Annotated in this window: 18 protein-coding genes and 1 pseudogene; 7 read left to right on the forward strand and 12 right to left on the reverse strand. The window is 49.7% G+C overall.

Annotated elements, in window-relative coordinates:
• Positions 1-90: 90 nt before the first annotated feature.
• Positions 91-333, reverse strand: coding sequence for a hypothetical protein (locus tag SPI9445_RS25875; protein ID WP_164674540.1), 243 nt, complete (start codon positions 331-333; stop codon positions 91-93).
• 379 nt (positions 334-712) lie between these two features.
• On the opposite strand from SPI9445_RS25875, the gene cobA reads away from it, so the two are divergent.
• The 3 genes from cobA to SPI9445_RS0116170 are packed head-to-tail and all read left to right on the forward strand — an operon-like array spanning position 713 to position 3,226.
• Complete coding sequence (gene cobA, locus SPI9445_RS0116160; protein ID WP_017305815.1) at positions 713-1,516, forward strand: uroporphyrinogen-III C-methyltransferase; 804 nt, start codon at positions 713-715, stop codon at positions 1,514-1,516.
• 2 nt (positions 1,517-1,518) lie between these two features.
• Positions 1,519-1,971, forward strand: coding sequence for a nitrate reductase associated protein (locus tag SPI9445_RS0116165; RefSeq protein WP_017305816.1), 453 nt, complete (start codon positions 1,519-1,521; stop codon positions 1,969-1,971).
• Between the two features lie 52 nt (positions 1,972-2,023).
• Positions 2,024-3,226, forward strand: coding sequence for a HEAT repeat domain-containing protein (locus SPI9445_RS0116170; protein WP_017305817.1), 1,203 nt, complete (start codon positions 2,024-2,026; stop codon positions 3,224-3,226).
• A 61-nt stretch (positions 3,227-3,287) separates the two neighbouring features.
• Here SPI9445_RS0116170 and SPI9445_RS0116175 read toward each other — a convergent pair whose 3' ends face one another.
• From SPI9445_RS0116175 to secG, 8 genes are all read right to left on the reverse strand, one after another.
• Positions 3,288-4,079, reverse strand: a complete 792-nt coding sequence (locus SPI9445_RS0116175; protein ID WP_017305818.1) for an MlaE family lipid ABC transporter permease subunit — start codon at positions 4,077-4,079, stop codon at positions 3,288-3,290.
• Positions 4,079-7,111, reverse strand: a complete 3,033-nt coding sequence (locus SPI9445_RS0116180; protein ID WP_017305819.1) for a methyl-accepting chemotaxis protein — start codon at positions 7,109-7,111, stop codon at positions 4,079-4,081. The genes SPI9445_RS0116175 and SPI9445_RS0116180 overlap by 1 nt, the downstream gene beginning before the upstream one ends.
• Positions 7,112-7,283: 172 nt before the next feature.
• Positions 7,284-7,814, reverse strand: a complete 531-nt coding sequence (locus tag SPI9445_RS0116185; RefSeq protein WP_017305820.1) for a chemotaxis protein CheW — start codon at positions 7,812-7,814, stop codon at positions 7,284-7,286.
• A gap of 28 nt (positions 7,815-7,842) precedes the next feature.
• A complete protein-coding gene (locus SPI9445_RS0116190; RefSeq protein WP_017305821.1) occupies positions 7,843-8,208 on the reverse strand; it encodes a response regulator transcription factor in 366 nt (121 codons plus the stop codon).
• Positions 8,209-8,507: 299 nt separating this feature from the next.
• Positions 8,508-9,095 (reverse strand): phycobiliprotein lyase, encoded by a 588-nt coding sequence (locus SPI9445_RS0116195; protein WP_017305822.1) that lies wholly within the window; start codon positions 9,093-9,095, stop codon positions 8,508-8,510.
• Positions 9,096-9,216: 121 nt separating this feature from the next.
• On the reverse strand, positions 9,217-13,278 hold the full coding sequence (locus SPI9445_RS0116200) for a DUF7948 domain-containing protein (protein ID WP_017305823.1): 4,062 nt from the start codon (positions 13,276-13,278) through the stop codon (positions 9,217-9,219).
• 246 nt (positions 13,279-13,524) lie between these two features.
• Positions 13,525-14,721, reverse strand: coding sequence for an RNA-guided endonuclease InsQ/TnpB family protein (locus tag SPI9445_RS0116205; RefSeq protein ID WP_017305824.1), 1,197 nt, complete (start codon positions 14,719-14,721; stop codon positions 13,525-13,527).
• Positions 14,722-15,152: 431 nt separating this feature from the next.
• A complete protein-coding gene (gene secG / locus SPI9445_RS0116210; RefSeq protein ID WP_017305825.1) occupies positions 15,153-15,383 on the reverse strand; it encodes a preprotein translocase subunit SecG in 231 nt (76 codons plus the stop codon).
• 74 nt (positions 15,384-15,457) lie between these two features.
• Here secG and coaE point away from each other — a divergent pair, with 74 nt between their 5' ends.
• Positions 15,458-16,087, forward strand: coding sequence for a dephospho-CoA kinase (gene coaE / locus SPI9445_RS0116215; protein ID WP_017305826.1), 630 nt, complete (start codon positions 15,458-15,460; stop codon positions 16,085-16,087).
• Here the strand turns inward: coaE and SPI9445_RS25880 are convergent.
• From SPI9445_RS25880 to SPI9445_RS0116230, 3 genes are all read right to left on the reverse strand, one after another.
• On the reverse strand, positions 16,054-18,276 hold the full coding sequence (locus SPI9445_RS25880; protein WP_017305827.1) for a tetratricopeptide repeat protein: 2,223 nt from the start codon (positions 18,274-18,276) through the stop codon (positions 16,054-16,056). The genes coaE and SPI9445_RS25880 overlap by 34 nt on opposite strands.
• A 759-nt stretch (positions 18,277-19,035) precedes the next feature.
• Entirely contained in the window at positions 19,036-19,335 is a 300-nt protein-coding gene (locus SPI9445_RS0116225) for a YggT family protein (RefSeq protein WP_017305828.1), read from the reverse strand.
• A gap of 143 nt (positions 19,336-19,478) precedes the next feature.
• A complete protein-coding gene (locus SPI9445_RS0116230) occupies positions 19,479-20,690 on the reverse strand; it encodes an extracellular solute-binding protein (protein ID WP_017305829.1) in 1,212 nt (403 codons plus the stop codon).
• Between the two features lie 207 nt (positions 20,691-20,897).
• On the opposite strand from SPI9445_RS0116230, the gene SPI9445_RS0116235 reads away from it, so the two are divergent.
• The 3 genes and pseudogenes from SPI9445_RS0116235 (at position 20,898) to psb34 (ending at position 22,641) form a co-directional block, all read left to right on the forward strand.
• Positions 20,898-21,422, forward strand: a complete 525-nt coding sequence (locus SPI9445_RS0116235; protein ID WP_017305830.1) for a DUF4330 domain-containing protein — start codon at positions 20,898-20,900, stop codon at positions 21,420-21,422.
• Between the two features lie 145 nt (positions 21,423-21,567).
• Positions 21,568-22,347, forward strand: a pseudogene (locus SPI9445_RS0116240) (HisA/HisF-related TIM barrel protein); the annotation flags it as partial.
• A gap of 123 nt (positions 22,348-22,470) precedes the next feature.
• Positions 22,471-22,641 carry a photosystem II assembly protein Psb34 gene (gene psb34 / locus SPI9445_RS30695; protein ID WP_017305832.1) on the forward strand — a complete coding sequence of 57 codons (171 nt, stop codon included), beginning with the start codon at positions 22,471-22,473 and terminating at the stop codon, positions 22,639-22,641.
• Positions 22,642-22,674 lie beyond the last annotated feature (33 nt).

Below are 22,674 nucleotides of genomic sequence, written 5' to 3' on the forward strand. Positions count from 1 at the left end.
GGGAGGGGGAGAGGGGGGGAGGGGGAGAGGGGGGGAGAGGGGGAGAGAGGGGGAGAGAGGGGGAGAGAGGGGGAGACTAGAAATTAAGACTTATTCCCGATTCCCGATTCCCGACTCCCTATTCCCGACTCCCGACTCCCGACTCCCGACTCCCGACTCCCAATTCCCGATTCCCGACTCCCAATTCCCGATTCCCGACTCCCGATTCCCGACTCCCGATTCCCGATTCCCGACTCCCGATTCCCGATTCCCGACTCCCGACTCCCGATTCCCGACTCCCGATTCCCGACTCCCGATTCCCGATCCCCGTTCCCTATCATGCGTAAAAAGCATTTAATCAATGCACAAATAGGATAAGACCAAAAAATCAGTAGTGTTTGTAACGAAATGTAGCGGACAGTCCCCTTAAAGTTTGACAGGATAGAGGTGGATATTGAACAGTCAAGAGTCAAAAGTGGCTAATCTGTCACGGAGACTTCAAGACAAGCTGGATTTTCCTGTTACCTCTTTCCTCTAGAACACCCTCAAATCGGTTGGAATGTCTGAGTGGCTCAAGTCTTAATCTATAGCTTGGATTATGTTTGATCCAAATGCCACAATTGATTTAGCTAATCCGCGCCAGCTGCCCCGCGCTGTAACGCTTGCGGTCAGCGTCGGAGGGAAGTCACAACTTCTATTACTGTTCTTTTTCTGAGTTACCAGTGTGACAGCAATGAATGAAATGCCACCGTTAGAGTCAGTTTGTACAGGGAAAGTCTATCTCGTCGGTGCAGGCCCCGGAGATCCCGGTCTGCTCACCCTGAAAGGCAAGGGACTGTTAGAATGTGCCGATGTGGTGATTTATGATGCCTTGGTTAGTCCCCTGATTCTGAGCATGATTAATCCCCAAGCGGAGAGGATCAACGCCGGGAAACGCTGCGGCCGTCACTCTCTGCTACAAGGTGAAACAACACAACTCTTGATTGAAAAAGCTCATCAACACGCTATTGTTGTCCGACTCAAGGGAGGAGATCCCTTTGTGTTTGGTCGGGGGGGTGAGGAAATGGAAGACTTGCTTAAAGCGGGGGTATCGGTGGAGGTGGTGCCGGGGGTAACGTCGGGAATTGCGGCACCGGCCTATTGTGGGATTCCCTTGACTCATCGCAACTATAGCTCTTCGGTGACGTTTGTGACGGGTCATGAGGCGGCGGGAAAATATCGGCCTCAAGTCAATTGGCAGGCGATCGCACAAGGATCGGAAACCATTGTCATCTACATGGGAGTTCACAATTTACCGGGTATTATCCCAGAACTCCTCACCGGAGGATTAAGTCCTCAAACCCCCATCGCGCTTATTCGTTGGGGAACTCGTCCGGATCAAGAGGAGTTAGTCGGAACCCTAGAAACTATTGTAGACCAGGTGGAACAGACGGGTTTTGAAGCTCCGGCTATTGTTGTGATTGGTCAGGTGGTCAATTTACAAGCCGTTTTGAGTCATTATGCTCCCCTCGTTGTCACGAATTCAGGAAATGACTAATAATGTCGCATCTCTTTCAATTTGAACAGGATTTTGTCGAGTCTTTGCGTTGTATTCCGATGGCCGTTCGCCTAAAGTTAGATACCTGTGGGGTTAAGCTAAAATTAACCCACTGGCATCAATTAAGTTTAGAAGAACGGCAAGATTTGCTACAGCTTCCCTGTGAAAATACTCCGGACGTGGCGGCTTATGAAGAGTATTTACAAGGGTTAGTCGTCAAGTATACCGGAACCCCTGCCTCGCCGTTAAATATTGACCCCCATCCCCCCTGGTTAGAAGTGCAAAATATCCCCCCAACTGTCTTGGAAAAAGCGGCCAGTGTTGCCGTGACTATTCCTTTGGCAAAATGGGCTAGTTTATCGCCTCTTCAACGGTTCGTTCTGATTAAACTGAGTCGTCCCAGTCATGAAAATAAGAATTTTGTACCAGCACTGAAGGAGTTTAATTTAATCTAAAGGTGAGCTAAAAGAAATCGTTAATCTGTGGAATATGGTTATGCAAACGATAATGTCAAAATTGTCACAAAAAGCTCAGGTTGCCTCTGCTCAAGGGGATTTAAAGTCAGCGATTTATTATGTTCAACAGTTCTTATTAGAAGAACAAGATCAACCCTTGGCAAGGGAGAATACATCAGAAAAGCAACAAGTTTTAGCGGTCTTATTAGACATCTTAGACCAAGGAGACTTTCACACTCGCTGGGATGTGATGAAACTCTTGCCCCACTGGGGGAAGGAAGCACTCCCGAGTTTAATGGCGATTTTAGAGGCAGAGGAGGAAGATCCAGAAAAACAATGGTTTGTCACTCGGATTTTAGGCTCTTTCCCCGATCCCCAAGTCATTCAAAGATTGATTTATTGTCTCTACCACAATCCCTATGAGGATGTGGTGAATAGTGCGGCCGAGGCCTTGGCGACAATGGGAGAAACGGCTGTAGTGGCTTTGACGGGGTTGCTGGGGCAACCGGAGTCTCATTGGTTGGCGGTGCGTTCTTTGGCTCAAATTCGCTGTCCGGCGGTGATTGAACCCTTGCTGGGGGTGGTGAAGGATAAAGATTGGCAGGTGAGGGCGATCGCATTGGAAGCCTTAGCCAGTTTCCATCAAGAACCTATTCTAGAACAGTTAATAATGAGTTTAGAAGACCTAGCCGCCTCCGTGCGGAAAGAAGCGGTGATTGGTTTAGGGATGCAAGCTCATGTCTTCCCTGAATATAACTTACTGCCCTATCTACAACCCCGACTTTATGACTTTAATCTGAGTGTGTGTCAACAAGCCGCGATCGCCATTAGCCGTTTAGGGAGCAACGAAGCCGCCCAAACCCTCCTAAACGTCCTCCAGTCCGCCGCCACCCCCACCCCCCTTAAAATCGACCTCATTCGCGCCTTAGCCTGGATGGAAACGCCTTATAGTCTCGACTGTTTACGCTTTGTTCTCAACAACCAACCCGAAGCCACCACCGGAGAAATTATTGCAGTCCTTGGCCGAGTAGCAAGCGTAACCCTCCGCCCCATTGCCGCGCAAATTCTCCTAGATTTTGCCCAGACTCAAACCATCCACTTAACTCCTGAGATTAAACAAGCCTTAGCCGTTGCTTGGGGGCAATTACAAGATCCTTGTGCTTTGGACTATTTAAGCCAAATGCAGCAGGATTCAGAGGCTAAAGTGAAATTACACGCGATCGCCGCCTTAAAAAATCTCCTAGGACCTGCTTGATAAGTTGGGTGGTTGAATTGGAAACCCGACACTGTAATCTCTGATGCAGTGTGGGAAAATGTCAGCCCACAATAGCATTGCCCATCCCTTGAAACATCAACCAAGAGAGGAAAAAATTACTGACAAAAATCGCCAACAGGGCCGTCACTACCGCCGTCGTCGTAGACTGTCCCACCCCCTTAGCCCCCCCCGTCGTCGTTAACCCCCAACTACAACCAATCACCGCCACCAAACCCCCAAACACCAACGCCTTAATCATGGCACTCACCAAATCCCAAGGCCCGAGAAAATTCTGAATCGACTCTAAAAAAATATTGCGCGGAATGTCATAAATCAAGGTCGCCACCGTTAAACCCCCCCAGAGTCCAATTAATAACGACAGCAACGTTAAAATCGGTAACATCGTACAACAGGCCACCAAACGGGGGATCACCAAATAATCAATCGGATCCGTCTTCAACATATACAGCGCATCAATTTGTTCCGTCACCTTCATGGTGCCGATTTCCGCCGCAAACGCCGACCCCACGCGACCCGCCAACACCACCGCCGTTAACACCGGGGCTAATTCTCGCGCCAAGGCCAAAGCCAACACGCCCCCCACTGCACTCCCCGCCCCAAAAAACAGGAACTCCCGCGCCACCTGAATAGTGAACACCATACCCACAAACCCCGCCGTTACCAAGGCAATGGTCAAGGAAGCCGGCCCCACAATCCCCATCTGTTCCAAGGTATTGCGACGGTGTAAGCGCAATTGCAGCAAATGAACAAACACCTGTCCCGCCAACAAACAGGCCGCCAACAAGCGTTTAAACCACATCTGAAGCCCAAAACTAGAGGAAGAAGCCGCCATTATTCCTCCGTCGAGTCTACCCGGAACCGTTCCACCGAAGACAGCAAATCTCGGGCAATACTCACCAAGTTTTGCAGGGAAGAAGCCACCTTTTGCGCCTCTTGGGAGGTTTCTTGCGCCGTTAACTCCACTGACTGCATAACCTGCGCCACGGCTAAGGTACTTTCCGTTTGTTCCACCGTATCCGCCGTAATAGACCGCACCAGCGCATCAATCCGGTTAGAGACTTGAATAATATCCTCTAGAGAACGTTTCGCCTGTTCCGCCCGCTTCGTCCCATCAATAACCTGTTGCGTCCCTTCTTCCATCGCCTGCATAACCAAGTTTGTCTCACTTTGAATCTGCAATACGATTTGTTCAATCTCTTTTAACGCCTTGGCTGACCGATCCGCCAACTGCCGCACCTCGTCCGCCACAATGGCAAAACCTCGTCCCGCTTCCCCCGCCCGGGCGGCCTCAATGGAAGCATTTAAAGCCAATAAGTTCGTCCGGGAGGCAATGGTGGAAATTACCGCCACAATTTTAGAAATTTCTTGGGAGGATTCGGCCAAACGTTTCACCTTGCGGGTGGTTTCTGCCACGGTTTCCCGAATTTGCAGAATCCCCCCCACGGTATGTTCTACCGCGTCACCCCCTTTCACCGCCACAGCCGCCGCCGTGCGAGCCACTTCCTCGGCCTCCCGCGCATTTTCGGCTACCCGGCGGATGGAGTCGGTCATCATCTGCACAGAATTTAAGGTAACGGCCAATTCCTCCGCTTGGCGCAAGGCATCACTTTGTAGACCCCGGGCGAACTGTTCATTTTCCCCAGAGAATTTATTCACCTGTCGGGCGGCCGTTTTCACCTGAACAACGATTTCCCGCAGGTTTTGAATGGTTAAGTTGAAAGCATCGGCCACCGCACCGAGTACGTCCGCCGTCACTTCTGCCCGCACCGTTAAATCCCCTCGGGCAGCGCCTTCCACGTCGTCGAGGAGGCGAATCACCTGCCGTTGTAAATCTTCTTTCTGTTGTTCGGTTTCTTCAGCCCGTCGTTGAGCTTCGCTGGTGGTGGTGAGAATGACCCGCGCCATCTCGTTAAAGCCACTGGCTAACTGTCCAAACTCATCTTCAGAATAAACCGTGGCCTTGGCGTTGAAGTCGCCCTGACAGACGGCATCAAATTGGGCTTGCAGGTTTTCCGTGGAACGCTGAATCTGTTCCGTTGTCACCCGTCCGAGGTAGACCACCGCCCCGGCACTGGCGGCCCCTCCCACTAAAGCCATTAAGGTATTCCAGATCCTCATGTAGGGGATGACAGCTTCCTTAGACTCGGGATCCGCTTGGGTAAAACTGACAAAGGAGACTAAGGCGATCGCAAACGCCGAAACCGACCCAGAAACCACCGCCGTACACCATTGTTTTTTCAACAACGGCAAATTCTCAAACCAAGCCATCCGCCCCTGTTCCACTTCCACCACCGGCTCCATAGACCGTTCAGACCGGGTGAAATTGGTGGGGGTGACATCATCCGCCACCGAGCCCCCAAACATGGCCTCATCATGGGACGTTAACATCCCACTATTGTCCCCCACAAAATCCATCTCATCGGAGAGGGTGCCGGAGGGATCAAACCCTAGACCCGAATGGGGAATATCTCCCCCCCCTTGAGTCCGATCAAAATCGGGTAGGTCTTCGAGATCCTCATTAAATACATCAAATTCTTCTAAAAAGCCTTGGGATGCTTCCCCACCCGTTCTCCCTTGGAACGCTCCAAAGCCGGAATCATCCCCTAAATCATCGGCATTGAGCAAAGCAGAGGGATCATCAAAACTATCAAAACCCTCGTCATTGTAAGTCGAGTCAAAATCATCAAAGGCAAAATTGCCCCCACTATTCATTCCGTTAGAATTGCCGTTAATGCCCGAATCTAAACCAAAGTCTTCGGAATATAACGATTCATCCTCCGCGCCTAAATCCTCCCCATAGTCCTCTGAGAAATTCTCTAGGGGTGGCTCAGGGTCTTCGAGCGCTTCAGAATTAAACTGATCCATATTAATCCCCGAGGCCATGAGTAGGGTTTCTTCAAAGTCCTCCTCGGGAAAATCCCCCAGTCCCTCTAACTCCTCTGGGGGTAGCTCAAAATCCATACCCCCTTCCTCTTGCCAATTGGGTGAAATATCGTCCAAACTTTCCGCAAAAGAACCGCTTTGAGCCTCTGTGCCTCCTGGAATTACAAAGGTAGAATCTTCATTGAAATCTTCTCCTAATTCCTCCCCATAATCTTCCGGGTCAGACAAGGCAAAGGGAGAACTCATTAATTCTGTAGCACCGGAATCCTGCCATTGTTCCTCCTCCACCCCAAAGGGATTCTCTAAAGAGTCTTCACTAAACACTGAAGCAAAATCGTCTTCTCCTTCAGCAAAGGGATTAGTAAAGGGCGTATTTTCCTCTGTTAAGGGATCTTCCTCAAATGGCTCATCGTCGAATTGCTCCGGTTCAAAGGAGTCTAGCTCAAACTGCCCGCCCCCTAGGGGATCTTCCCCCAACTCCATCCCTTCATCGGACAAATCTCCAGATAGTTCATAATCCTCTAAGGCTCCAGCCTCGGGAAACTCCTCCACATCCTCTAAATTGTCGAAATTTTCATAATCCGCTCCCGATAGTTCTTCAAAATCATCATAGGTTTCCCCACCGCTATAGGTGCTATCCCCATAATCTTCCCCTTCCATGGGTGTAGCGTAATCCTCAACCCCTAACTCCCCACCATTCAACCCCTCTAATCCGGCTTGAGCATCTTGAATTCCATTTTCGGCATATTCAAGATAGTCCTGATCTTCGGTAAGTTCTTTGACTAACTGATACTGTTGTTGGGCGATCTCATACTGATGCAGACCATAACAGTAAATATGTCCTCGCAAGAGATGAACAGCCGGGTCGTCACTATGATCTGCCAACGGGTCAATAATATTGGCCGCTTGGTCATAATTGCCTTGTAAATAGGCGCGTTCGGCTTCTGCGTAATCTTGTAAATAGTCCGTCCCTTGTGCCATTAACTTTCTCCAGCGTCGTCGATAATGGGTGAGTGGGTAAGTGATCTCAACAGTTAAAATAAATTCGGCTTTTAGGATTAATCATATAGTTTCTGTCTAAATCCTTCACTTCCTCTTCCTCTCAGGTGTACCATGTTAGTCCCATTATGCCCAGTTTCTGGAAAATCTTAAGTCAGGTCGCCCAACGAGCAGAACGCAAAATTTTGACTTGATCTAACAGGCGGACACATTGCTCTGGATCGCCCTTCGTTACCCATTCCCCTAAGATAAAGGAGGTCATGGTATCTGGGACATTATTGGGGGCTTGGATTTGGTCACTGGGCAGCCAGCCCATTTCACCGATTTGATCAATGGCTAGACCCAGAATGATTTCTTGATCTTCCACGGCAATAACCGGAATTTCAGCGCGCTGGGTATTGAGAGCAACAGGATCGCCCAGGAATTGCCCCAAGTCAGCCACCCAAATCACTTGACCCCGTAAGTTCAGGGTGCCGAGTAGGAGGGGAGAAGCATTGGGAATGGGGGTGATGCGGTCTGGGGGCTGGTTCATCACTTCTTTAATCCCGGTGGCGGGTAGGGCTAGTTCTATGCCCGAGGGGAGAAAAAATCTTAGATGTAGTTCCCCCTCGGGGGTTTCGAGTTTTTCAATATCTGGGGAAATATCATCGCCCTGACCTTGGAGAAAGTGGGGATTACCAATCATAAGGGGTGTGGGGTTTGACTCTGAAGGATTAGCCGCGTAGGAGTTGTTTAACGGTACCAATTAATTCCATGGGTTGAAAGGGTTTGGCAATATAAGCGTCGGCTCCTTGCCGCATTCCCCAATACCGATCAAATTCTTCCCCTTTTGAGGAACACATGACGACGGGAACGTGCTGGGTGTTTGGGTCGGACTTGATGCGCCGACACAATTCATAGCCGTTCATGTTAGGCATGACAATATCTAACACTACGATATCGGGGGAGTATTGTTCGATTTTTTCAAGGGCTTCTATGCCATCACTAGCAACTGCAACAGTTAAACCACTGCCTTTGAGTAAATCTGAGATCATTTCCCGTTGGGCGAGACTATCTTCTACCACCAAAACTTTACTCATACATCCTACCTACTATGACCGATGATCGATGTCGGACCGACTTCAGGGCAACCCTGTCCGTCTGACCCAAAGGATTAGACAAACTTTGGGCGAGTTGGATTGAGGGCTGATTGAAGACCAACACCAGTATCTCTCATTTTACGCCTAGTCTCGACTTGCTTCTGAGATGGCCTCATGGAATGAGGCTGAGGGGGGCGGTTTGTGACGTTCTCTCCTAGCCAATCAAAGATTCTGCCGGGCACTTCCCAAGAGTATGAACCAAGAATCCCCGTCTAGGCAAGAGCGGGGATTGTCAATGATTACCAACCACTAACAGCATAAAGGGCTGGGGAAGCTGGCAGGGAGGCCGATTCTTCTTCAAGGGTGGGATTGACGCGCACTTCCGCGCAAAAGGTAGCGGTATTAAAACCGCCAAAGCGTTTGACGGTACTCATGCGGAGACGAATGTCAGGACTCGGAAACCAAAAACGCTCAATCACGCTCATGGTTTCGTATTCGGTGATTAAGTTGAGGGCTTCTTCCTCGTCTACTTCGTACTCCCCAGCGACGGGGACAATTTCAGCATAACCCCGTTCTCGTAACAGTTTCCCTTTTTTGGGGTTTTCACCATCGGGAATGAGTGCAAAGACGCTTTTTCCTTTGTGTTCCTCTCCTTCTTTGTCCCAGGCCATTGACCCCTCCCAACTTACGAGGGCTCCGCCGACGGTTAAACTAGGATCGGCATCGTGCATCTGGCAAATTTCGATGATGCGGGGGTCATCGGCGGGTAACATCGTAACGGTAATTTCTGATCCTCCGGTTTCGGCCCGTCGGAAGGGGAGATGATGGGTGGTGCGTTGCGATCGCCAAGTGCCTGCGCTTTTCTCAAAAAATGTTAAACCGTCCATGACTGAATGACTTGCTCCTTGGGTGTGAGAGATTTCCCTTATTAGTATAAGATACCCCTACCCCCCTACCCGGCAGGTGGGGAGACTTTCATTATTGGTGTTACATCTAAGCCGTTCACCCTTAGTTAAACACCACCTCAAACACCATATCATTGAAATCCATATCTCCCCCAAAGGGTAAATCCTCAAAGCCAAAAATATTGTCGCCAAACATTCGTAGATGGTCAAACCCATCGGGATTGACCTCCACAAAGGGGAAATAAGCCACCACTTCCTGACTAATGAAATTAACTGGGTTAGTTGCTAGCCAATCCTCAACGGTGCCATTGGCGATTAAATAGGGCGCATAAATCCCGGGTTCTAACACCACATTAGCGCTACTATCTCGCGGAATTTCCGTCACCCGTCGTTCAATAGCCGTGCGCGCATAGTTGCGGTTTGTCGTCGAGATATCTAAACCAATGCGTCCATTAATCGCATCAATTCGATATAAACCAATCACATTATTAAACGCCGCCTCCGCGCGGACATTGATCGTAACCGTCCTTGTCCCTTGGCCTCGGGTGTCAATAATTTCCCCTTGCCTTGTCCCTTGCCAGCGCGTCCCAAGGGGAGGCCGTTCATCAAAGGCGTAGCGCATAGACATCACCACATCCCCCACAGCACTCGGAGCCCCCTGTTGATCATTCCAACTCAAGACAAAATCATCTACTCCAAACTGTTCAAAGGCTAAGGCATTGCCCCCCGTGGAGAAAAAGACCGGAGGAATAGCCGCCCCTCGTTCCGCATTAAACAGCACCTGATCCGTGGTGCTATTCTGCACTAAATAAAACACTAACCGTTCATTGGGGAAGAACGTCATTAAACGAGTATCTACAAAGCGGGGAATCGTATTCGGTAACGCCGAAAAGACCACCTCACCCCGTGCTAGGGCTTCTGCCACATAACCGGGATCTCCCAACCGTTTGCCATTCACCGTCCCAAATTCATCATCCACCCGAATCACCCCAATTTCATTGACGGAGGTTAGGGTATTCACTTGAGCAATGGTAAAGCGCAGACCAATATTCCGCCCCTTATTGGAATCTAAGAGAAAAACCCCATTGGGTGCAGGATTGACCCTCGGATTGTCATTATCAATAATATCTACCGTCAAGCTGGGGAGCGGAGCGTCGATATATTCCGCCGCACTTCCTAAAGCAACCCGATGTTGAATCACCCCTGTATGGCGGCCTTCGACAATTTCATCATCTATCGCGCGCACTGTCACCGTTTGCACCTGATCCCAATTGTCGGGGGTAAAGGTGATGGAATCCATCGGTTGCAGTTGATTATCTACTAAAAACTCTAGTACTACATTCGCCGTGGGTCTGCGTTTCAAGACAATGCTGTAGGTGTCACTCAGTCCGTCTTCACTTACCAGAGTCTGCCGATTGGTTTCTAGGATACTAATACCGGGGACTTCATCATCCACAATCAGCGTCGAGACTTCTGTATTAAAGAGTAGGGGAGTTCCTTGTCCGGGAGCCCTTGGATCCGTCAGGGTGAGGATAATATCCCGGTCGGGCTGAATTTGAGTGTTGCCAATAATATCGAGGGTGAGGGTGGCGGTGGTTCCATCGGGGCCAAAAACCACCCGATTGTTCTCTAGAGACACATTAAAGCCACTGACCCGCACATTCTGATAATCCACCCCTAAGCGGGCTTGACCGCTAAAGTTTAACCCGACTGAGGTCTGACGGGTTAAATCCCCTTCTCGGCGGATAGTGAAGTTGAGGGGTGTTACCCCTTGATCTCCTTCGGGAATGGTGACTCGTTGGGCAGAAATCCGATACTGTACGTCGTTGTCGATAATTTCCGCGAAGACGCTCGGTAAGATGGCGTTGCGATATTCTGGGGCGCTGTCGTCGGAGACGGTATGGGTGATAATGCCGTTATGGATGCCTTCGGGGATTTGGTCATTGATGGCGCTGACGGTGACGGTTTGGGGAACGTTCCAGTTTTCCGGGGTGAAGAGTAAGGAGCCTAGGGCGTTTAATTGGCTGTCTGTCCCTAGGATAATCCGCACGTTTTCTGTCGGTTGTTGGGTCAGGAAGACTTGATAACTGTCGGTTTGTCCGTCTTCAGTGAGTCTTAATAGGGGATTGCGGGGAATGGTGACAATATTGGGTTCTGGTAGGGTGACTTTGACGAAAAAGGCATCTTGTCCGCCACCACCCGATTGTTGAATGCCGAGGGGGGTGGTGGGGAAATTATTAGAGGTTGTCACCCCGGCAATATAGGCGCGTTGCTCGCTATCGACTTTAATCTGAAAGGCGGTTTCCTTGCCACTGCCCCCTAAATAACTTAAGTCCGCTAACAGACCTGTGGGGGAGAAGGTGGCAAAGAAGGCATCCCCTTCCCCGCCGCCGAATTCAGGCTGAAAGGCGGTGAGGGTGGTGGGGAGGTCATCGCTGCTGGTGGTTCCGGTGAGGTAAACTAACCCAGTGTCATCAATGGCGATGCCATAGGCCCTGTCGAACCCTTCACCCCCCAGAAAGGTGGAGTAAGTTAGGCCGCCGTTGGGGTTATAAACGGTGTAGAAAATATCACTGTCTCCCCCCCCATATTGGGTTTGTTTCGCATTATCGGTGGTGAAGAAGTTGGGGGAACTGGTGCCTCCGGTAACGTAGATATTGCGTTCCCCATCAACGACGATTCCCCGTCCTTGGTCGGCCCCACTGCCGCCGAGGTAACTGGAGAAAACCAACCCGGTACCACTGGATTGTAGGGCGGTGACAAAGGCATCACTAGGGCCACTGAGGGCGGTGGCAATGCCTCGGGTGGGGAAGTTGGGGGAACTGGTTTGTCCGGTGAGGTAAATGGTGCCATTATCGGCAATGGCGAGGTCGTAGATAAAATCATCCCCACTGCCACCGAGGAGGGTGGAAAATAGCAGGTTTGTTCCGGTGGGGTCAAAGCTGGCGATAAAGCCATCCCGCACGCCGCCAAAGGTGGTCTGAAATGCGCCGGGGGTGGTGGGGAAGTTGGGGGAGGTGGTGGAGCCTACGACAATAATATTGCCATTGTTGTCTCGGGCGATCGCCTGAATGCTTTCCGATTGACTGCCGCCAAAGAAGGTGGAGTATTGAATCCCGTTCCCTTGGGGGTTTAATTGCAACAGGAAGGCATCCCGAGGTTCGGTTAAGCTGGTGCCGCCCCCGAAGGCACTTTGAAAAGCGTTGTTGGTGATGGGGAAGTTGGTGGAGTTGGTTCCCCCGGCGAGATAGGCGACTCCGGAATTATCGACCAAAATATCATAAACCCAATCATCGGCCGCCCCGCCAATATAGGTGGAATAGAGGATTTCGTTGCCAAAGGGGTTAACTTTGGTGACGAATATATCCCGTTCCCCGGAGTTGATGGTTTGAAAGGCTCCGGGTCGGGTGGGAAAATTGGTGGAAAGGGTGCTACCTGTGAAGTAGGTGGCTCCGGTGTTGTCAAAGGCGATCGCCGCCGTCACCTCATCACCACTTCCCCCCAAATAGGTCGAGTATTCCAGCGTTGGGTCAATAACCAGGGCATAGTTGGGGTTATAGTGACCCAAATTAAAGCCCACCTTCCCATTTTCTAAAATTTCATAAGACCCCTCAATAATGACCGTCTGACCGTTGATTTCCTGGTAAATGAACAGGGGAGCATCCACCAGTTCCCCAAAGGCCGTCTTGAGGACGAGAGCGCCATCTGAGCGAATTTCTATCGCCTCTACTCCGTCATACTGCATCCGAATTTGACTAGGATCCCCGCCGGGGTGAACAATGAATTCACTTTTCAGTTGTCCTTCGGTGCCCAGGAAAACCCGGTCGATCCGGTCATAGACATTTTGGTAAACAATGCCGTTGTAGGTGGGAACATTAGTAATCCACTGACTGGGATTATTGCCCTGCAAAAAGTTAGCCACCCCCACCAATTGCTGAAGGGGGGTAATCACTGGGGTAGGATTAGCCCCGACGAGGCGATGTTCTACGAGAGTGGGAATTGATTCCCCATCCACTCGTTGACTGCCGCTAAAAACCACGGCATCGGGGGCGAAAAAGATATTGTGACCTGCACCGTTGACCTGAAACTTAATGGCGGAGTCAGTTTGTCCCCCATTAGCAATGAAGCTGAGGGGTAGGGGAGTTGCTGTCGCGTTTCCAGTCATGACGTTTCCTCACACAAGGGGTAAATGGGCAATGGTTTTTTGAGTTGGGTTAGATTGATAACAATATCTCTATTTAATTTTTAGCACCAATCGAGGCGACACTCCCCCCGTATTTTCCCCCCCTTCCAAAGGGGGGCTAGTCCTTGATTGTATCGAGAGTCGGGGATCGGAAGGCACTTTTCACAGTTAAGTGGGGAGAGGATGGTACTATTTTCCCCTACTGAAGGAATTTTGGCATCAGGTGAACTACCCCGCCCACAAGGGGACGGGGCTTCCCAACTCAACAGCAACCGCCTCTACGGATGACTTACGCCCCCGCTTTGGTCTTACATTGCCTCCTTGGGCAGTATCGCTGGTTCCCAACGATAATATTCGTAAGCCTTCATCTCGAATATTGATAGCTGCACTTACGTCTCTGTCATGTTGGGTTTTGCAATTGGGGCATTCCCAACTACGAACATCAAGAGGCAGACTATCAATCTGATTGAGGCATACATGACAAGTCTTACTGGACGGGAAAAACCGACCAATTTCTAGATAGGTTTTCCCGTCTTTTTCAGCCTTGTACTTTAACTGTCTGGTGAATTCTGACCATCCACAATCTGAAATCGCTTTGGCTAGATTGTGGTTTTTCACCATGTTTTTGACTGACAGGTCTTCCACAACGATGACTTGATTTTCGTTCACCAATTTGCGGGAGAGTTTGTGCTGGAAGTCTTTGCGAGTGTTAGCAATCCGCTCATGCACTCGCGCTACAATACGTCTTGCTTTAGCCCGACGCTTTGAACCCTTCTGTTTACGAGATAACTTTTGCTGCTTGCGTTTCAGGTTTTTCTCTCTCTTCTTGAGCGGTTTGGGATTATCAAATTTAGAACCATCAGACGTAATGGCAAAATGGGCTAACCCTAGGTCAATCCCAACCGCTTTACCTTGGCTGCTTATTTCAGGTTTAGGTAGTCCATCGTCAAAAAGCAAAGAGGCGGAGTATTTGCCCGTCCTACTCATGCTGACGGTAACGGTCTTCAGCTTACCATCGAAAACACGATGAAATTTTGCTTTGACATCACCGATTTTAGGCAATTTAATCGCTTTATCCAACAACTTGACGTGCTGCGGATACTGAATTGACTGCTTACCATGCTTGCTCTTGAAGTTGGGATATTGAGCTCTTCCCTCAAAGAAGTTGATAAACGCCTGAGAAAGATTCAGGGATACAGACTGGAGAACTTGGGAATAACATTGGGCCAACCAAGGAAACTCCTTTTTGAGTGCTGGTAAGCGGTCGTTATACCCCTGTCTTGACAGTCCCTTCCCGGTTGCTTTGTAGGTTTCATTGTTCAGGTTTAGAGCGTAGTTCCACCACCTAGCACAGCCAAACGCCTTTGACAAGGCTACTTGCTGCTCAGTGGTTGGATAGATTCTGACCTTAACAACATTTCTCATTCTCCAAGTTTAACACAAAAGGGATTAATGGCAAGACCGATAGATTATTGTCAATCTGCGCGGCATTGAACCGCTTGATTGACTGGCCTTTCATCCCCACCCACGAGGGGATGGGGAGTTCCCGGCAATCTTTTTAAAGCGGAAATAATGCACCAAGCTCGGTACATAGGGTCTGCTGAATATCCCTCTAAGCAGTGTTACTAAGACTTTTAGCCGTTTATACCCAATTAAATAGACTTGAGGGCAAAAACCTGAATTTCCCCTGTTCCCCGTTCCCCAAACCTTCCCCTACTGCACACAACTCAAGTTAAATTGGTATTAAGAGCGAGAAAAGGTAGCATGGGTACAGACCAGCACTTGAGCGGTGCTATTGAGGAATTTCTCCACATAGGTTAACGTCCCCAAAATATTACTAGGCGATAGGAAAAAAGTTAACCCAACCAGCCCGCGCTTAAAACTACCGTGAGACTCACAAACAGAATGCTTAACGTCCAAGTCACGCGGTTCAGGGTGGTTTCGGCGCTCTTGGTGCTGGTGAAGAGTTGCGCTTGACCCCCAATTCCTCCCAGTCCATCGCCTTTGGGACTGTGCAGTAAGACTAAAACAATCAATAGTAATGCAGAAAGGGTCCAAAGAATTTCAAACAGTTGAACAATCGTCATTTTAGGTTTTTAACTCACTACAACCAAGATTTTGCTACTCTATCAATGCTAACAGGAATTGCAACCTTGCGGTGATGGTGAACAATCTCCCCTATGCTCTCGGTTTAACCGGGGGAATTGCAACGGGTAAAAGTACCGTTGCGGACTATTTGGCCGAGGTCTATGGTTGGCCGATTTTAGACGCGGATCTCTATGCGCGGGAAGCGGTGCAGCCCGGTTCGGTGATTTTAGAGGCGATCGCACAGCGCTACGGCCCGAGTTTCCTCAACCCCGATGGTACCCTCAACCGTCCTCAACTGGGGGATATTATTTTTAACACCCCCCAAGAACGAAAATGGTTAGAAGACCAAATCCATCCCTTCGTCAGAGGGCGTTTTGAGCAAGAAATGAGGACGGGAGAAAGTCCTGTGGTGGTTTTAGTCATTCCCCTACTCTTTGAAGCCCAGATGACCGATTTAGTGCAGGAAATTTGGGTGGTGTCCTGTTCCCTAGAACAACAACTCGCCCGTCTACAAGCCCGCAATCAGTTGTCCCTAGAAGCGGCACAGGCGCGCATTGCTAGCCAAATGCCCTTAGAGTCAAAAACTGCTTTAGCGGACGTTGTACTTGAAAACAACGGTCCGCGAGAGCATTTACAGCAGGAGGTGGATCGGATTGTCTCGACCCGTTTTCACAAGTTCCCCCAATCCTGTACATCCAGATAATCATTGGTCGGAGCAGGCTGGGACGGATTGAGAATCCGTTGCCAAATTTCCAGTTGAGAGCGGGCGGCTTGGTAGGCGGGAGTATTGGGGGGGACTTGAGAGGCGATCGCAATAGCCGTTCGTAAATCACTCCCCGCCCGATTCCGTGCCATTGCCAGAATCTGTTCACTCCAAACCTGTATCGCTTGACTACTCTGGTAACGGTATAACGACTCATTCGGCACCTGTGAAGCCCGATTAATAGCCTGATTAAGGGCTTCTGGCGTTCCCCGTTGGGCGAGTTGTTGGGCTTGGGCGAGCAGGCGCTGGGCATTCACTTCCCGTTCCCAACGACTAATCCGAGCTTGCGCTTCATCGTACAAAGCCCGATTCCGTTGAATCCGTTGGGCGGTTTCGATGGCCGCCCGGAAATTCCCTTGAGTGGCCAAGTTCATCGCCTCATCTAAAATGGGCTGATCTTCCGTCTGTTGAATATTGTTTTCCCACTGTTGAATCCGGGTCTGGGCTTCCCGATAGAGGGGGCGATTGGGATCAATCTGCCTCGCCTCTTGCACCGCCTGTTCTAAGTTCTCGATACCGGGCTGACGAGCATAGTTCTGCGCTCGTTCTAAACGGGGTCGATCTTCTAGGGTTTGAATTTGCCTCGTCCAGTCGTTGATCCTACTTTGAGCTTGGGAATAGCGGGGATTCTCACGGGTGACTAAGCGGGCTTGGGCAATGGCGGCATTGAGGGAACTGGGGCGACCATCCCGAGCCAGTTGATCCGCTTGATCTAACTGCACCACGGCCTCTGCTTCGAGTTGCCACTGTCGGGCGAGTTTTTGGGCTTGGCGATAGAGGGGACGGCCGGGAGTAACACGAATGGCACGGGCGATCGCATCTTCTAAATTCCTCACGGTGCCATAACTCGCCGTTGATGACGCTTCAGCCAACAGACTAATATCTAGCGCCTGTTCCGTTAACTCCAATTCGCTGGGAATCCGATTCGCCACCTGCATGGCTTCCTGCCATTGTCCATTGGTTAATAATTCCAAGGCCAGATCAATCATCTTATCCCCAGCCCGACTGATCAGCATTTGAGCTTCCGCATAGGCTGAACTCTGGTCATTAATATTTTGAGCCAGTTCAATGGCTCTGAGCAAGTTATCTAAACCGCCGCGATTTAAGGCCGTATACGCTTCATCGAGTTGGCGACTTTCCCGACGGGCTAATTCTAAATAGTCGAATAACTCTCGATACCGGGTATTCGCCCAATAACGATTATTCAATCTCGTTAAACGCGCCGCATTTTGAAACGCTAAACCCCAAGCGGCGTTTTTAATATGACTTTCTGCCTCGTTCGCGATTTCTTCCCCTTGTTGCCAGACCTCATTCCAACGGTCAATCCGCTCCTGTACAATGCTGGGGTCTTTTAAATATTGGGAAACTTTATTGGCCAACGCGATCGCCTCTTGTAAGCGCCCCTCTTGAAACTCTTGCTCGCCCAAAGCCAGCAAATCATTAACCCACTTCTCAATATTCCGGTCAATTTCCCCCCGCAGAGGATGATCCAAAGGTAAATCCTCCACCAAGCGAATCGCTTCTAACAAGTCCTCAATGGTTTGTTTATTCGCCGCCAACTCCGCGCAATACAACCGCATAGAAGCCGAGGCAGTAGGCCAGAAAATAGAAGGACAATTAGGCATAGCCGGAGACTTCGTTAACAAAGCGGTCGCACTAAAACCAACAGTTCCCGTCACAATAATCACCACTACCCCCCAAAGTTGCCAACTCCACAAGAAAGATGTGGGGGATGCAGTGGGTTCAGGAGGAGGGGGTTGAGAGGAATGATTTTTAGACACAGGATAAGTTTGGGGACGATGGAACAGTTTAGCATTTTGCCCTTTATCCTCCCTCTGTTTGGAGTGGGGCTTTTTTTGCGTGGGTTCTTCTCTCAACTTCACCTTAACAGTAGGTTGGTCTTTTTGGCTCTCCACAGGAGCAATTTTTTCCGGTGGGGGAGTCGTCAGGGCAGGATGTTGAAGGGTTGCGGTTGTCCCTTGACGACGGTGGGGGGAAGATACCCGATGGGACACTCCCCCTATCTCCCCCCCCCTTCTGTTATGTAAACCTTGTTCATAAGACTCATTAAGACTTCTAACATGACTCCGACCCACAACTTTTGAACGATCCACTTTTGAACGGTCCATGACTGCTCTCCTCACTCCAATATTCTAGAAACGGAAATGGTCTTAGGTTATAGCAATTAGGCTTAGACTCCTATCATTGATTTGGCTGAACTTTAGGTACTTGGGTTGAGATTTAGCGGAGACTCAGGAAATTATTCCTGAATCGCGACAAAAGGAAGGAGCGTCTACTCTAGTCTTCTCTTCTGGTTGGATGACTCATATCAGGAGACATGAAAACCACAATCGCCTAGGCTATTTGAAAGCTAGGTGATCTTGGCTCTTTACAGGAACTGAGTTACTAAAATTAATCGGTAATTGATCAACTAATCAGTAATTGATCAACGGAAAAAACCCAGAACAAGGAACACTGATTGTTAGTAACATTTTGTTAGTAACATAGTGCGGGCTTCCCGATTAAATGTCCTTGAGTGTTCACTCTTGAGCGCTAATTAATGGGCGTTAACTTGGGAGTATCCCCCTATTCGCAATGGGTAAGTTAATAGATGCAACCTGATCCAAGGCTGAAATTTCTATTCAGCCTGACCTTCTCAACCTAAGCGTTGAGGCCTCCTAATTTTAATTGACCCAGACGGATTAGGACTTGTCCTAGGTTTAACCGTCTTGAGGGTCATTTATCAACCCTTAAGGAAGGGAAAACTCGCAAAAACTAGATTCATTGTACACATTATCCCCAATTCCCACACCGATTTCAAGGATTATTTTGTCTTTACAAAAAAATCCGGCGTGGGTTGCGGGGGAATCAAGGGAGCAACAGAGGCTCTAGAAGCGGGCAAAACTGTAGAGGAGTTGACCCAGTACCTGAATAATCACTGGGCCGACCCAACCTAACACCAGAAAGGCCAACATGGGGGATAAATCCAGACCACCCAGGGGGGGGATAAACGAGCGGAAGATATTTAAGTAGGGGTCTGTGATGGGGCTAAGGAATGACATGGTTTGCTGGGCCCAAGCGGCGGTTTGAAACCAACTGAGTAACACCCGCACCAACAACAGGAGAGAGTAGATATAGAGAAAATTAGAAAGGCTCTGAACCAAGAGGCTGATAATTTCTGGACTCATGATTAAAAAAATGTCCCATACTTATAGGTTTTCCCCATTCTATCGGAAATAGAGCAAGAGGACTGTTGGGAGAGCGTCTGCTAGAGGTTCACCGGGGGATGAATCCTCAACCCATCCGTAGATGGGGGGGCTTTTCTGGCGGCTCAACTGGGGGAGGTTGTATGGAGGTTTGCAGTGCGCATGGCTCGCCAAAATTCCTCATATTGTTGACCTGTGGAGTCTGGAAGCGGTAATAAAAACTCGCTATTCTCGATCACTTCAGCAGGGGGGAGACGGAGGGGTTGGTCTTGGAGGTCGGGGGGTAGGGTGGAACGGTCGCGGGTGAGGAGGATGGGAGAGGTGCCACTGGTGTTGAGGGTGATATTTTGGGCGGAGGGGTTTTGCCAGTAGAACTCAACCCATTGTTGCAGGAGGGGGTCAAGGGCAGGGTTGTTAGTCCCTTGGGGTTTGACCCATAAATCCACCCAGCGCGCTGTTCCCGAGGCCGGAACGACGGCTTTAATTTGGGGATGTTGCCGCATGAGGGGGAGGATGTCCGATGACCAGCCCACGGCGACCCAAGCATCTTTGATCACAAGGGGTTGTAGGTAGTGGGTGGAACTATAAAATTTAATTTGTTGGGCGAGTTTTTTCAGTTCCGGGAGGAGTTCGGGGACGGCGTTGAGGTCGGGGGTATTGTAGGAGTATCCGAGTTTTTTCAGGGTCAGGCCGATGATTTCTCGCGGTTGGTTGATGACGGTGAGGCGATCGCGTAAATCCGGATGCCAGAGATCCCCCCAATCTTGGGGAGTCCATTTTAGCGACCTCAGAGCATCTTGATGATAAGCAATTAAAGTATTCCCCCACCGATAGGGTGCGCCCCAAATCTCCCCTTGTCCATCATAATGACCCTCTCCATTGCGTCTCACCACATTTTGCCAAGGCGTGGGCAGATTGTCCCAGCCTTGCCACTGTTCCACCTCACGGAAGGGTTGAATAAAATTCTGTTTAATGGCCGATTTGAGCCAAACATCCCCCAAACTGACCAAATTGGCGGGACTGGGGAGCGGTTTCCCCACCACAGGAATCTGATTCCACCAAGGTTGATTCACTTCCTCCCCTTGGGCGATAGTCTGCCAAGTTTTCAACAAGTCAAAGATTTGGGCTAATTGGGCTTCTGGCACCACGGCCAAACGATTGCCCGTCGGTAAACTTTTGCGAAACTGCCCAATTAAGCGCAGAGGCAAAGAACGATTTAAGAGTTGAATCCGCAACGTTAAGGCATTATCTGCCCCACACCCTGTTAGGATCGGGGCAAGAGCCGCCCCTGCACTGAAGGCCACACTATGACGTAAAAAACCGCGACGAGTAATCATAAAGTACAATCGGAAACATTTCGGATGGCTTTCACCATATTAATTGGAAGGCAGAGGCAATTTTTGAGCATCTGAGGGAAAACAAAACCCCTAGCCAAGCTTAGGCCTGCGGCAGGCTTCGCCAACAGCGAGGGCTGGAGTCCTGCGAAGATTCCCGATAGGATTGCTATATAATCTTTAGGTTTAGCGTTCAAGACTCAATGCTCCATGAATATTCTAGATTCCAAAGGTCGTTTATTCGGTAAACTCAGCATCCTCGATTTTGGGGCGGCTGTGGTGATTTTACTGGTCATTATTGGCATTTTCTTCATCCCCGGCAGTCCTAGTCCTTTGGCACAAGGGGGAAGTGGTCAACCCATTGAAGTGGATGTCATTGTGCGGGGGTTAAGTGTCCGGAATCCCCTAGACTTTATTGAAACATTAGCCGCTAAGGAAAGCACCAATATTGTCTTACGAAATCAACCCAGTGGTTCCGCAGAAATCAAGAGCGTTACGCCCCTAGAACGACAAGTTGTTATCCCTCAGCCCGATGGTTCCGCCGCCGCTCTACCAGACCCCCGACCTTTTGAATATAGTGCAGATATGATAATTACCTTGGGCGGGAATGCACAAATAACGTCCAATGGTCCGGTTTTGGGAAATAGTCAGGTAAAAGTGGGAACTCCTATTGAATTGGATGCGCCAGAATACAATTTTCGCGGCACGGTGATTGAAGTCCGAATTTTGGACTAGGGAATCAATTGCCCATTCCCTATTCCCCACGCCCGACTGTACAATAGCTAATTGCATGATCCGTATTCGGACTTAGAAAATTATGTCATCTGCGAGTACCCTAAACCCCCAACCTACAGAACTCTCTACGTTTACCGATCAATCTTTAGTGATTGCTGGGCGCACCTTTAGCTCCCGCTTGATGACGGGGACGGGGAAATATCCCAGTTTAGAAGTGATGCAGCAAAGTATCGCGGCCAGTGGCTGTGAAATTGTTACGGTTGCTGTGCGACGAGTCCAAACCCAGGCCCCCGGTCATGAAGGCTTGGCCGAGGCTATTGATTGGGGCAAAATTTGGATGTTGCCCAATACCGCAGGCTGTAAAACGGCGGAGGAGGCGGTGCGGGTAGCCCGTTTGGGGCGAGAAATGGCGAAGTTATTGGGTCAGGAGGACAATAATTTCATCAAGTTGGAAGTCATCCCTGATGCCAAGTATCTGTTACCGGATCCCATCGGCACTCTAGAAGCCGCCCAACAGCTAGTTAAGGAAGGTTTTGCTGTTTTACCCTACATTAACGCTGACCCCCTGTTAGCGCGCCATCTAGAGGACGCTGGCTGTGTTACGGTGATGCCGCTAGGTTCTCCCATTGGGTCCGGGATGGGGATTCGCAATATTGATAATATTCGCATTATTGTTGAGCAGGCTAAAATCCCGGTGGTGGTAGATGCGGGGATTGGAACTCCGAGTGAGGCGGCGGCGGCGATGGAGTTGGGGGCGGATGCGTTATTAATTAATAGTGCGATCGCCTTAGCACAAAATCCCGTCTTTATGGCCGAAGCAATGGGACAAGCCACCCGCGCCGGACGCTTGGCCTACCTCGCCGGACGCATCCCCTGTAAAGCCTACGCCAGCGCAAGTTCACCCCTCACCGGGACAATTGTTTAAGGCCAGAGGTTGCATTTGTCCTCTTTTGCGTTACAATCAATGTAAAGATTTGTTACGCATAACAAAACTGCTCTAAACTGCCCCAAAATGGCGGAATTTGACGTAGACAAGAGGTTTTAACAAATGCCCTATACCCAAGAAGAAGGCGGCCGGCTCAACAACTTTGCAGCAGAACCTAAAATGTATGTTGCTGAACCTCCTTCCAAGAAAGAACAACGAAACTATATCATTGCGGGTGCTGCCGCATTGGCCTTAGTCTCTGGTGTAATTTTTATTGCTTTCTCTATTTCTTAGGCAATCATTCCCTAGGTTATTAAGATTCTAACT

The sequence above is a fragment of the Spirulina subsalsa PCC 9445 genome (genome assembly GCF_000314005.1).
Taxonomy (GTDB): Bacteria; Cyanobacteriota; Cyanobacteriia; order Cyanobacteriales; family Spirulinaceae; genus Spirulina_A; species Spirulina_A subsalsa.